This is a genomic window from Pseudomonas sp. LB-090624 (assembly GCF_003205205.1).
Taxonomy (GTDB): Bacteria; Pseudomonadota; Gammaproteobacteria; order Pseudomonadales; family Pseudomonadaceae; genus Aquipseudomonas.
This window is the reverse complement of the sequence record NZ_QJRL01000039.1, coordinates 1-11,898: the sequence shown is the minus strand read 5'-3', so window position 1 is coordinate 11,898 and position 11,898 is coordinate 1. Positions and strand designations below refer to the sequence as shown.

General features: G+C 63.9%; 12 protein-coding genes and 1 pseudogene. 7 read left to right on the top strand and 6 right to left on the bottom strand.

Features of this window, described 5'->3' with window-relative positions; all coding sequences use genetic code 11:
* Positions 1-443 precede the first annotated feature (443 nt).
* Together DMX11_RS23495 and DMX11_RS23490 are read left to right on the top strand one after the other, a co-directional pair.
* The gene (locus tag DMX11_RS23495; RefSeq protein ID WP_110747447.1) at positions 444-1,142 is read left to right on the top strand and encodes a response regulator transcription factor; all 699 of its coding nucleotides are present in this window, start codon (positions 444-446) and stop codon (positions 1,140-1,142) included.
* Complete coding sequence (locus tag DMX11_RS23490; RefSeq protein WP_110747444.1) at positions 1,139-2,746, top strand: ATP-binding protein; 1,608 nt, start codon at positions 1,139-1,141, stop codon at positions 2,744-2,746. Before DMX11_RS23495 ends, DMX11_RS23490 begins: the two co-directional genes overlap by 4 nt.
* Before the next feature lie 3 nt (positions 2,747-2,749).
* On the opposite strand, the gene DMX11_RS23485 is transcribed toward DMX11_RS23490, so the two are convergent.
* Both DMX11_RS23485 and DMX11_RS23480 read right to left on the bottom strand, forming a co-directional pair.
* A complete protein-coding gene (locus tag DMX11_RS23485; protein WP_110747441.1) occupies positions 2,750-3,451 on the bottom strand; it encodes a 4'-phosphopantetheinyl transferase in 702 nt (233 codons plus the stop codon).
* A gap of 83 nt (positions 3,452-3,534) precedes the next feature.
* A complete protein-coding gene (locus tag DMX11_RS23480) occupies positions 3,535-4,326 on the bottom strand; it encodes a dienelactone hydrolase family protein (protein ID WP_110747438.1) in 792 nt (263 codons plus the stop codon).
* 129 nt (positions 4,327-4,455) lie between these two features.
* Here DMX11_RS23480 and DMX11_RS23475 point away from each other — a divergent pair, with 129 nt between their 5' ends.
* The 4 genes from DMX11_RS23475 to DMX11_RS23460 all read left to right on the top strand — a co-directional run bounded on the left by DMX11_RS23475 (position 4,456) and on the right by DMX11_RS23460 (position 8,807).
* Positions 4,456-5,061 (top strand): outer membrane protein, encoded by a 606-nt coding sequence (locus DMX11_RS23475; protein WP_110747434.1) that lies wholly within the window; start codon positions 4,456-4,458, stop codon positions 5,059-5,061.
* 87 nt (positions 5,062-5,148) lie between these two features.
* A complete protein-coding gene (locus tag DMX11_RS23470) occupies positions 5,149-5,826 on the top strand; it encodes a response regulator (protein WP_110747431.1) in 678 nt (225 codons plus the stop codon).
* Positions 5,823-7,169, top strand: a complete 1,347-nt coding sequence (locus DMX11_RS23465) for an ATP-binding protein (RefSeq protein WP_110747428.1) — start codon at positions 5,823-5,825, stop codon at positions 7,167-7,169. Before DMX11_RS23470 ends, DMX11_RS23465 begins: the two co-directional genes overlap by 4 nt.
* 315 nt (positions 7,170-7,484) lie before the next feature.
* Positions 7,485-8,807 carry a dicarboxylate/amino acid:cation symporter gene (locus DMX11_RS23460; RefSeq protein ID WP_016712021.1) on the top strand — a complete coding sequence of 441 codons (1,323 nt, stop codon included), beginning with the start codon at positions 7,485-7,487 and terminating at the stop codon, positions 8,805-8,807.
* A gap of 196 nt (positions 8,808-9,003) precedes the next feature.
* Here DMX11_RS23460 and tsaA read toward each other — a convergent pair whose 3' ends face one another.
* The 4 genes from tsaA to DMX11_RS23440 all read right to left on the bottom strand — a co-directional run bounded on the left by tsaA (position 9,004) and on the right by DMX11_RS23440 (position 11,500).
* Positions 9,004-9,696: a tRNA (N6-threonylcarbamoyladenosine(37)-N6)-methyltransferase TrmO gene (gene tsaA, locus DMX11_RS23455; protein WP_110747426.1), complete on the bottom strand. Its 693-nt coding sequence runs from the start codon at positions 9,694-9,696 to the stop codon at positions 9,004-9,006.
* Positions 9,697-9,702: 6 nt separating this feature from the next.
* The gene (locus DMX11_RS23450; protein WP_110747423.1) at positions 9,703-10,164 is read right to left on the bottom strand and encodes a DUF1456 family protein; all 462 of its coding nucleotides are present in this window, start codon (positions 10,162-10,164) and stop codon (positions 9,703-9,705) included.
* 49 nt (positions 10,165-10,213) lie between these two features.
* Positions 10,214-10,924 (bottom strand): rRNA pseudouridine synthase, encoded by a 711-nt coding sequence (locus DMX11_RS23445; RefSeq protein ID WP_110747420.1) that lies wholly within the window; start codon positions 10,922-10,924, stop codon positions 10,214-10,216.
* A gap of 120 nt (positions 10,925-11,044) precedes the next feature.
* Positions 11,045-11,500 (bottom strand): GNAT family N-acetyltransferase, encoded by a 456-nt coding sequence (locus tag DMX11_RS23440; protein WP_110747417.1) that lies wholly within the window; start codon positions 11,498-11,500, stop codon positions 11,045-11,047.
* A 198-nt stretch (positions 11,501-11,698) separates the two neighbouring features.
* Here DMX11_RS23440 and DMX11_RS26340 point away from each other — a divergent pair.
* Positions 11,699-11,898 (top strand): annotated as a pseudogene (locus DMX11_RS26340) (hypothetical protein); the annotation flags it as partial.

The window sequence follows — 11,898 nt, the reverse complement described above, 5'->3', positions numbered from 1 at the left end:
CCACAAAAACCAAATCATGCACACCATGCACACGGTGGTCTTGTCGCAATCTGCAATTGCAGGGGGGAGTAATGGCCTGATGTACCTGTCGCGTGGGCCAGTAACGGCTGGCAGGTGCATGCCTTGAGTTGTTTCGTCGCCTGGGAGATCGAGCGCCGCCCGCGCGGCGCATCGCGAGCTGCGCTCGCTCCTACATTTGTTTCGGGCCAGTCACGCCTGTGACAGGCGCGCGCGACCGCCTTGTGTGTACGACACGATATCGCGCCGTGCGCCAAAGGCGTTCGCGCGCAAATGGCACAGGAATAATTGGCCCGAAACAAATGTAGGAGCGAGCGCAGCTCGCGATGCGCCGCGCGGGCGGCGCTCGGTCTCGCAGGCACCACCCATCTGCAGCCATACTCTCAGCTGCCCTGACACGATCCCAAGAACAACAAGGCCAAGCCATGGACCACCCCACCCCCCGCATCCTCATCGTCGAAGACGACCAGCGCCTCGCCGAGCTCACCGCCGAATACCTGCAGGCCAATGGTTTCGAGGTCGCGGTGGAGGCCGATGGCGCCCGTGCCGCGAGGCGCATCGTCGATAGCCAACCCGACCTGGTCATCCTCGACCTGATGCTCCCCGGCGAGGACGGCCTGAGCATCTGCCGCCGGGTGCGTACCCAATACCCCGGGCCGATCCTCATGCTCACCGCCCGCAGTGACGAACTCGATCAGGTCCAGGGCCTGGACCTGGGCGCCGACGACTACGTATGCAAGCCAGTACGCCCACGCTTGCTGTTGGCGCGGATCCAGGCCCTGCTGCGCCGCAGTGAAGCGGTGGACAGCAAGCGTCAGGACCTGGCCTTCGGTGCGCTGCGCATCGACAACCGCCTGCGCGAGGCGCGCCTGGGCGAACAGCTGATCGAGCTGACAGGCGCGGAGTTCGACCTCCTCTGGCTACTGGCCAGCAACGCCGGCCGGGTGCTGACCCGCGAGCAGATCTTCACCGCGCTGCGCGGCGTCGGCTACGACGGCCAGGACCGTTCCATCGACATCCGTATTTCGAAAATCCGCCCCAAGATTGGCGATGACCCTGTCCAGCCGCGGCTGATCAAGACCCTGCGCAGCAAGGGCTACCTGTTCGTCGGCGAGGCGCCATGAACAACTCGATCTTCCTACGTATATACGGCGGCATGCTGGCCGTGCTGGTGCTGGTGGCGCTGCTCGGCGTACTCAGCCTGCACCTGGTCAATGAAGTGCGCGCCGCACAGCATCGCGAGGGGTTGGCCCAAGGCACATTCAGTCTCATGGCCGACAACCTGGCCATGCAGGACGAAACCGAACGCAAACGTTCATTGCTGATCTGGGAACGCTTGCTGGGCGTGCCCCTGGCGCTGCAGCCGATGACTGCGCGAAGCCTGGACGGGGGCCAGCGGGCGCGTCTTTACCGCGGGCTGGTGGTGGTCGAGATGACCGGCCCGCATGCCGCAGTCGTGCTGCGCAAGGTCGGCCAGGAAGACCTGCTGCTGGTGGCGCAGATCAAACAGATCAGCGAGCAGCTGGCGCGGGCCACCCTTTACCTGTTGGCCGACGAACTGGTGCGCTACCCGGTGACTGAGCAGCAGCAGCGTCTGGCACATCTAAAAAAGGAAAAGGGCTTCGGCTTTGGCGTGGCCTTGCAGCGCATCGAGCGGGCCAGCCTGGACGATGACCAGCGGCGCCGGGTCGAGGAAGGCGACACGGTGATGGCGCTGGGCAAGGATGGCGACTCGATCCGGGTGTTCGCCGGGTTGGCAGGCTCGCCCTGGGTGCTGGAAATCGGCCCGCTGTACCAGCTCAACCCGTACCCGCCGCAGTTGCTGATCCTGATCGCGTTCCTTGGCCTGTGCCTGATTGGCCTCGTGGTCTACCTGCTGGTGCGCCAGCTGGAGCGCCGCGTGTCGGGCCTGGAAGTTGCTGCTACGCGCATCGCGCAAGGTAGCCTGGACACCCGTGTGCCAGCGGGCGATGCCGACTCGGTAGGGCGCCTGGCCGCGGCCTTCAACGGCATGGCCGAGCATTTGCAGCGCTCGTTGACCATGCAGCGCGAACTGGTGCGAGCGGTATCCCATGAACTGCGCACCCCGGTGGCGCGCCTGCGTTTTGGCCTGGAGATGATCGAAAGCGCCAGCACCGAGCAGGCGCGGGCCAAGCACCTTGCCGGCATGGACGGCGATATCCAGGACCTCGACAAGCTGGTCGACGAAATGCTCACCTACGCGCGCCTGGAGCAGGGCGCCCCGGCCTTGCAGTTCCAGCGCATCGACCTGGATGCCTTGTTCGACCGGGTCATCGAAGAACTGGCGCCACTGCGTGCCGACGTGCGCGTGGTGCGTGGCGAGTGCCAAGGCGCGGATGCCGATGGCGCCTGGGTCGAGGCCGAGCCGCGTTACCTGCACCGGGCGCTGCAGAACCTGGTTGGCAATGCCATGCGCCATGCCGAAGGCGAAGTGCGCCTGAGCTATCAGCTAGGCCAGCAACGTTGCCGCATCGATGTGGAGGATGACGGGCCGGGGATCCCCGAGGGCTTCTGGGACCGTATCTTCACGCCCTTCACCCGCCTTGACGACAGCCGCACCCGCGCTTCGGGCGGGCATGGCCTGGGCCTGTCGATCGTACGGCGGATCATCTACTGGCACGCTGGCCGGGCCACGGTGGGCCGCAGCGAGGCGTTGGGCGGTGCCTGCTTCAGCCTGAACTGGCCACGGCAGCAGGCACCGCTGTAAAGGTCAGACGCTGACCAGGCTCAGCAGGTGGCCGTCCTGCAGGCAGAACTGGCCTTGCACTTCTGCGCCTTGCCGCCACTGCGGTGACAGGTCGGTGAGCAGGCGCAGGCGTGCCAGGCCTTGCGGGGACCAGTCGAGCACTTCTGCGTGTTCGAAGTAGAAGCGTTGGCGAGTCAGCGGGTACAGGGTCTTGAACAAGCTTTCCTTCAGCGAGAACGTCAGGGTGACCGTAAGCCCAAGCTGGCGGCGGTCCAGGCGTTCAAGCTCTGCCGGGATAAGGATTTCACCCATCAGCCGCTCGGCGCGTTCGTCATCCAGCAAGGCTTCCTGATCCAGGCCCAGGCCTTGGCAGCTGTTTTCGTCGGCGACCACCGCGGCGGCCCAGCCCTTGCCGTGTGTGATCGAGCCACGAATACCGGCGGGCCATATGGGCGAGCGGTCTTCGTGGGTGCCGGGCACGTAGTCGCGGCCGTCAAGGCGCTGCAGGGCGGCACGGGCGCACACGCGGCCGGCCAGGTATTCGGCTTGGCGCTTGGCCACCGAGCGCAGCAGGCTGGCGCTGGGCAGTACGCCAGCGCGCTGGAAGTCGTCGGCGGACAAGTGGGCAGGGTCGAAGGCACAACTGACCAGCACCGCGCCGGGCAATGGGCGGGGCAGCGGCCAGTGGTGCTGGAGCGGGGCGCAGCAGGCGGGAAGTGTGTTCATGGCGGCTATTGTGCCAGCTGTGCAAGCGCTAAGGGAGGAGGCGTGGCAACGACTCCTTGTAGCCACAACGATTGCGCAAGCTTTTAATTGAACACCTTCTTGAAAAACGTCTGCATATCGGCCCAGGAGCTCTCGTCCGCCGCCTTGTTATAGCCAATGTCCGGGCCGCCATGGTCGCCATGGCTCAAGCGGTCTGCATCCGGGTTGGTAAACCCGTGCTTGGCTCCATCAATACTGACGAACTGGTAGTTGACCTTGGCCGCATCCATTTCCGCCTTGAACGCGTCCACCTGCTGCTGCGTGACCATGCTGTCCGCAGCGCCATGTTCAACCAGGATGTCCGCGCGCACTACGCCAGGCTTGGCCGGCGTCTGGGTGGCCAACGCGCCATGGAAGCTCACCATACCGTCCAGTTTCTCTCCCCGGCGTGCGGCATCAAGCACCACTTTGCCGCCAAAGCAGTAGCCCACAGCGCCCAGTTGATGCTTGTTGACGTTCGGCTGCTTTTTCAGCAGCTCCAGGCCAGCGTCGAAGCGCGCTGCTGCCGCGGCCGGGTCCTTCAACGCTTCGGTCATGAATGCCTGGGCATCCTGCGGATGCTCGGTGTGCTTGCCATCGCCGTACATGTCGATGGCCAGCGCTTTATAGCCCAAGGCCGCAAGATCTCGTGCACGACGCTTGGCATAGTCGTTCAGGCCCCACCATTCATGCACCACGACGATGCCTGGGCGTTTGCCGTCCAGCGCATCGTCGTAGGCGTAGTAGCCGACCAGGCGGTTGCCGTCGGCGTCCTGGTAGGGGATCTCGCGGGTCACTACTGCCGCCTGGGCGAGGGCGGCGCTGCACATCAGGGTCAGGGCCAGCAGGGCACGCATCTTTACTACTCCTTGTCTTGCAGACAGTTCGTTCAGCCGGGGTTCAGCCAGGGTTCAGTCGCGGTTCAGGGTGCCCTCCTTACTCTAGCTTCCAGACCGAAACAGCGCACTCAACTGGAGTAACCCGCCATGAAAACCTTCAACACCCTGCTTGCCGCCATGGCCGTCTGTGCCGCTGGCATCACCACCGCCCAGGCCGCCGACGACAACTTTGCCAGCTTGACCTATGGCCAGACCAGCGACAAGGTTCGCAAATCCGGCCTGCTGCAGCGCAACACCGATCACCTCAATACTGACGGCATCATCGGCAAGGATGACACCTGGGGTGTGCGTGTGGGCAAGATCAACGACCAGGGTCGCTACTACATGACCTATGACAACGTCTCGGGCGACCACAGTGGCCTGAAACTGCGCCAGGAAAACCTGCTGGGCAGCTACGACCTGTTCCTGCCAGTGGGGGATACCACCAAGCTGTTTGGGGGTGGCAGCCTGGGCATGACCAAGCTCACCCAGGACTCGCCAGGCGCCAGTCGCGATACCGACTACGGTTATGCCTACGGCCTGCAGGCCGGGGTGATCCAGGACATCACCGACAAGGCCTCGGTCGAGCTGGGCTACCGTTACCTGCGCACCAACGCCGCCACCGAAGTGGGCGCGCATGGCGGGCCGAAGGATGGCACCCTGCGCCTGACCAGCAGTGCCCAGACTTACCTGGCAGCAAGCTACAAGTTCTGACGCGCGAGCCGGGTTATCCTGTACCGGCCCTCTCGCGGGCGTGCCCGCGAAAGGGCCGGTACAGGCAATACACACAAGGAGCTGCACATGAAACTGCTGGTGGTCGAGGACGAAGCCCTGCTTCGCCATCACCTCTACACCCGCCTGGGCGAAAGCGGCCATGTGGTCGAAGCGGTTGCCGATGCCGAGGAGGCGCTGTACCAGGCCGGCCAGTACCATTTTGACCTGGCCATCATCGATCTGGGCCTGCCCGGCATCAGTGGCCTCGAGCTGATTACGCGCCTGCGCAGCCAGGGCAAGACTTTCCCTATCCTTATTCTGACCGCCCGCGGCAATTGGCAGGACAAGGTCGAAGGCCTGGCTGCCGGGGCCGACGACTACCTGGTCAAGCCGTTCCAGTTCGAAGAGCTTGAAGCCCGGCTCAATGCCCTGCTGCGCCGGTCCAGCGGCTTCACCCAGTCGACCATCGCCGCCGGCCCATTGGTGCTCGACCTCAATCGCAAACAGGCCACCCTCGATCAACAGCCGCTGGCGCTGACCGCCTACGAATACCGCATCCTCGAATACCTCATGCGCCATCATCAGCAGGTCGTGGCCAAGGACCGCCTGATGGAGCAGCTGTACCCGGGCGACGAGGAACGCGACCCCAACGTCATCGAGGTACTGGTCGGCCGCCTGCGCCGCAAGCTTGAGGGCGAGCAGGGCTTCAAACCCATCGATACCGTTCGCGGCCTTGGCTACCTGTTCACCGAGCGCTGCAGATGATCCGCTCGCTGCGGGTGCGCCTGATGCTGGCTGCCGCAGTGCTGGCGTTGCTGTTCATGCTGGCGCTGCTGCCAGCCTTGCAGAAGGCCTTCAGCCTGGCGTTGCAGGAGGCCATCGAGCAGCGTCTGGCTTCGGACGTGACTACGCTGATATCCGCCGCGCGCATCGAACATGGCCAGTTGCAGATGCCGGCGTTGTTGCCGGACGAGCGTTACAACCTGCCATATACCGGGCTGCTCGGGTATATCTTCGACCGCGACGGCAACCTGGTCTGGCAGTCACGCGCCACGGCTGACCGGCACATCAACTATCGCCCGCGCTATGACGGGCGCGGCAACGAATTTGCCCGCATTCACCAGTCCGATGGTGAAGAGTTCTTCGTCTACGACGTCGAGATCCGTCTGCTGGGTGGCCAGAGCGCCGCCTACAGCATTGTCGCGCTGCAGCCGGTGAGCGAGTACACAGCCACCCTCAATGGCCTGCGCGAAAAGCTGTATCTGGGTTTTGGCGCTGCCTTGCTGGCGCTGATGGTGCTGCTCTGGGCCGGCTTGACCTGGGGCCTGCGCTCGTTGCGCCGGCTCAGCCACGAACTGGACGAGGTGGAAGCGGGCGCCCGTGATGGCCTGAGCGGCGAGCACCCGCGCGAGTTGCTGCGCCTGACTCGCTCGCTCAACCGCCTGTTGCGCAGTGAGCGCGAGCAACGTACACGCTACCGTGATTCGCTGGACGACCTGGCGCACAGCCTGAAAACCCCACTGGCGGTGCTGCAAGGCGTGGGCGAAAGCCTGCAGCAGCGCAGTGGCGAACGCGAGCAGGCGCGGGTGCTGCAAAGCCAGATCGAGCGCATGAGCCAGCAGATCGACTACCAGCTACAGCGCGCCAGCCTGCGCAAGAGCGGCCTGGTGCGTCACAGTGTGTTGGTGCGGCCGTTGCTCGACAGCCTGTGCAACACCTTGGCCAAGGTCTACCGCGACAAGCGGGTCAGCGTCGTCCTTGAACTGCCAGACACGGCACAAGTGCCGATGGAGCAGGGCGCCTTGCTGGAAATGCTCGGCAACCTGCTGGAGAACGCCTACCGGCTGAGCCTGGGGCAAGTGCGGGTGAGCCTGGAGCAAGCGCCAGGGCGGCTGGTCCTGTGTATCGAGGATGATGGGCCGGGGGTGCCGGCCGACCAGCGTGAGCGCATCCTGGAGCGCGGCGAGCGGCTGGACAGCCAGCATCCTGGGCAGGGCATCGGGTTGGCGGTGGTCAAGGACATTGTCGACAGCTATGACGCCGAGCTCAGCCTGGGGGATTCTCCATTAGGGGGTGCAGCGTTCAGGATCACCTTCAATCTGGAGTGACTGATCCCTGTTGCTACGTACCCCCTGAATGGGCGGATTCCCGCCAACCCCCCTGTACAAATCCCGCCACCGGGCGGAAATCCGCCAGCCTTCCTCAGCCAAAGCGCCCTGTCGTTGGGCATTTATCCCAGGCAAATGCGGCCTTTGCACCCTTGGTGGGCACTTTGGCACCACCCTTGCTATTGATCCTTGCAGAGGCCTGCCCAGGCAGCTCGAACACAACGACAAATCCCTCCAGGTGCAGGAGGGTTAGCGATTCAGGTGCCCCATCACCCTGGGAAGGGTGAAAACCGGCACACTTGAGGAAAATTAGCCATGACGACACGTCAGCCGCTGTACAAATCCCTGTATGTTCAGGTGTTGGTCGCCATCACCATCGGCATCCTGCTCGGCCACTATTATCCGGAAACGGGCGTCGCCCTCAAACCTTTGGGTGACGGCTTCGTCAAACTGATCAAGATGGTTATCGCCCCGATCATCTTCTGTACCGTGGTCAGCGGCATTGCAGGCATGCAGAGCATGAAATCGGTCGGCAAGACCGGCGGCTACGCGCTGCTGTATTTTGAGATCGTCTCCACCATCGCCCTGATCATCGGCCTTGTCGTCGTCAACGTGGTCAAGCCTGGCGCTGGCATGCACATCGACGTCAGCACCCTGAACGCCAGCAGCGTGGCTGCCTACGCCGCCGCCGGCGCGCAGCAGACCACTGTCGGCTTCCTGCTGAACGTGATCCCCAACACCGTGGTCGGCGCCTTCGCCAATGGCGACATCCTGCAGGTGCTGATGTTCTCGGTACTGTTCGGCTTCGCCCTGCACCGCCTGGGCAGCTACGGCAAGCCAGTGCTGGACATGATCGACCGCTTCGCCCATGTCATGTTCAACATCATCAACATGATCATGAAGCTGGCCCCGATCGGTGCCTTCGGTGCCATGGCCTTCACCATTGGCCAGTACGGCGTTGGTTCGCTGGTGCAGCTGGGCTACCTGATGGCCTGCTTCTATATCACCTGCCTGCTGTTCGTGCTGGTGGTGCTGGGCGGTATCTGCCGTGCCCACGGCTTCAGCGTACTCAAGCTGATCCGCTACATCCGTGAAGAACTGCTGATCGTGCTGGGCACTTCGTCCTCGGAGTCGGCCCTGCCGCGTATGCTGGCCAAGATGGAGCGCCTGGGTGCGAAGAAGTCGGTGGTTGGCCTGGTCATCCCGACCGGTTACTCGTTCAACCTTGACGGCACCTCGATCTACCTGACCATGGCTGCGGTATTCATCGCCCAGGCCACCGACACCACCATGGACATCACCCACCAGATCACGCTGCTGCTGGTGCTGCTGGTGGCTTCCAAAGGTGCTGCGGGCGTCACTGGCTCGGGCTTCATCGTCCTGGCCGCCACCCTGTCGGCCGTTGGGCACCTGCCGGTCGCCGGCCTGGCGCTGATCCTTGGTATCGACCGCTTCATGTCCGAAGCCCGCGCCCTGACCAACCTGGTCGGCAACGCCGTTGCCACCGTGGTCGTGGCCAAGTGGGTCAAGGAAATGGACAACGACAAGTTGGCTTCGGAGCTGGCCTCTGGCGGTGCACCGCTGATCGATACCCGTCCGACCGACGACCTGGGCGTGGCTGAAGGCCCGGCTCGTTGATAGCTGGTTGAAATGAGAGAGGCGACCCAAGGGTCGCCTTTTTCGTGTCTGCGCGGTCCTTTGTGGGAGCGGCCTTGCGTCGCGAATGGGCTGCGCAGCAGCCCCGGCGACCTTGCAGGATGGCTGAAATCTTGGGGCCGCTGCGCAGCCCTTTCGCGACGCAAGGCCGCTGCCACACAGGGCGATGCGGTGGCCCTCAGCCCAGTACTACCTCCAGCACCCGGATCTCCTCCGGGTGCGGGTAATGCCACCGCACCTGCACATCCCAGAACCTCACCCCATACACCCGCTCGGCCGGGGGTATCTGGTAGGCCGGCCGTGGGTCCTGCGCCAGGCATTGCTCGATCAGCTCCACCAGCGGCTCGCCCAGCCGCAGCGCATGATCGCGGGCCTGGGGCAGGGCGCTGTCGGCCCACTGTACGGCAATTGCCGCAGGCGCGGCGCTGGCCATCTGGTTGCTGGCCCCGGGGATACTGTCGGCGTAGGGCACATAGGGCTTGATATCCAGCACTGGTGTGCCGTCAAGCAGGTCGATCCCGGACAGCAACAGGCGCCCAGGTTCCACGCCCTCCAGGCGCACCACCGACTGGCCGATGCCATTGGGCCGGTGGGTCGCGCGGGTGGCGAACACACCCATGCTCTTGTTGCCGCCCAGCCGCGGTGGCCGCACCTTCAGGCGCGGCTTGTCCTCCAGGGCCTGGTGGAACAGGAACAGCAGCCATACATGGCTGACCTGCTCCAGGCCTTCGACCGCGTCACCCTGGTCGAACGGCGGCAGTAGTTCGAGTACGCCGCGGGCAGCGGGCGCCAGCTGCGGTTGGCGCGGGATGGCGAACTTTTCCTTGAAGCACGAGCGGACGATGCCGACCGGGGCAACCGTATGCTGCATGGCCACTCAGCCGCGCACGCGCAGGGTCAGGCCCTTGAGGAAGTTACGCAGCAACTGGTCGCCGCACGGTCGGTAGTTTTCGTGGCCAGCCTTGCGGAACAACGCGCTGAGCTCGGGCTTGCTGACCGGGAAATTGACTGCCTTGAGTATCGCGTGCAGGTCATCTTCCTTGAGTTCAAAGGCCACTCGCAGCTTCTTGAGGATCTGGTTATTGGTGACCGGCAGCTCGATCGGCTGGGGCGGGCGGCTGTCGTCCTTGCCACGGCGGTAGATCACCAGGCCGTCGAGGAAGTGCGCCATCACCCGTTCCGGGCAGCGCACAAAACCTTCCTCTTCTTCTTTCTTCAGGTAGGTGGCCAGCACCAGGGGATGCACTTCGAGGCCGGAGAACCCGATGATCTCGGCCATCTTGGCGTCGTTCACCTTGAGCATGTAGCGCAGGCTGCGCAGGACATCATTGTGGTTCATTGCTGCAGAATCCTGTTCAGGTGCCGCGCGTTCCAGCGCGGCGTATTGCTTAGAAACGTTCGGTAGTGGCCACGTAGCGCCACTGGCCCAGGGGCAGCTTGCCCATCGATACGCCACCCAGGCGAATGCGGCGCATGCCTACCAGTTCCAGGCGCAGGTAAGCACACAGTTCGGCAATTTGCCCGGGTTGGGGGTTTTTCAGGGCCATGCGCAGGTGGGTCTCGTTCTGCCAGCTGGCCTTGGCCTTGGGCAGTTCGCGGTCATTGCGTGTGGCGCCGCGCGCCAAGCGTTCCAGTGCCTGGGGCGTGGTCTCGCCGCGCACTTCAACGATGAATTCCTGCTCTAGACGGCGCAGGTCGGCTTCGATCTTGCGGGTTACCCGCCAGTCTTGGGTGAACACCTGCAGGCCGCTGGCGCCGCGCTCCAGCGGGGCCACGCAGGCCTGCCGGGCAAAATGCCCGTGCAGGGCACGCACGCCTTCGCGATGGGCTTCGCTCAGGCTGCCCATGTTCATGCTGGCGCGGGCAGTTTCACTGTCGACGCCGGCCGGCTGGTTCAGCAGCAGGGTGACCGGCTCCAGTGTTTCAGCCCGGGCGCCCGGCAGCAGCTCGACGTGCTGCGCTTCGACCTTGAACTGCGGCTGCTCGACCACCACACCATCGACCGTTACCCAGCCTCCTTCAATGTACTGCTCGGCCTCGCGGCGGGAGCAGCCAAGTTGCTCGATAAGGCGTTTGGACAGGCGGACGGGTTCGGACATGGGGCAATTCGCAAAGGCAGGGAAAGACCACCATTGTACCTGCCCCTACGCGCTTGATGATGGGAATCTGTGTCAGATGCGCCATTTTGGGCACATGACGCGGCACTTTCGGACGAAGCCTCAGGGCGCTGTATGCATCAGCTGCATGTGCAGCAGGGGGTAAGGCTGGCCCAGGCCGTCGGTCGCCGAACGGCCGATCACTTCGAAGCCTTCATGCAGGTAGAAACCCAGCGCTTGCAGGTTCTGCTCGTTGACATCCAGGCGCTCGGCATTCAGTTCGGTGATGGCATAGCGCAGCAGGCGCTTGCCAACCCCTTGGCCGCGGTAGGCCGGGGCGACGAACAGCATGTCCACGCGCCCGTTGGCGACCCCGGCGAAACCACAGATACGCTGGCGGTCCTTGCAGCAGACCAGCATCACCGCGTCGAGGTAGCGGCGCAGCACATGTTCGCGCAGCAGCACGATATACCCCTCTGGCAGAAAGTCATGGGTGGCGCGTACCGAGTCTTCCCACACTTGAACCAGTTCGCTGTAATCACTCAAGCGCGGGGTTTGCAGCGTCAGTAGCGCAGGCATGCCGTTGTTCCTCCATGGCGGTAGGGAAAACATAGCAGGCCAACCGTCGGTCGGCTTGATCGCACAGCCCTTGAAGGCCAGGCTGGCGAGGACTATTACTTTGGTGTGGGAAAAAATCCCACGCAAGGAAAACAACAAACTAACAACAGAATTCCTGACTGATTTGGCGTTCTCGTGGCGAAGCCCTGGAGACGAACTATGCAAATCCACCTGCTGTTCAAGAAGGCCTTACTCGCGGTAGCCGTAACTGGCGTGCTTTCGACGTCGATTGTGTTGATCCCTGACTCGATTTCCCAGGGTTCCAGTGCCTACGCCAAAGATGGCGGCGGCGGTGGCCACGGTGGTGGCGGAAGCGGTGGCGGCGGTGGCCACGGGGGTGGCGGAAGCGGAAGCGGCGG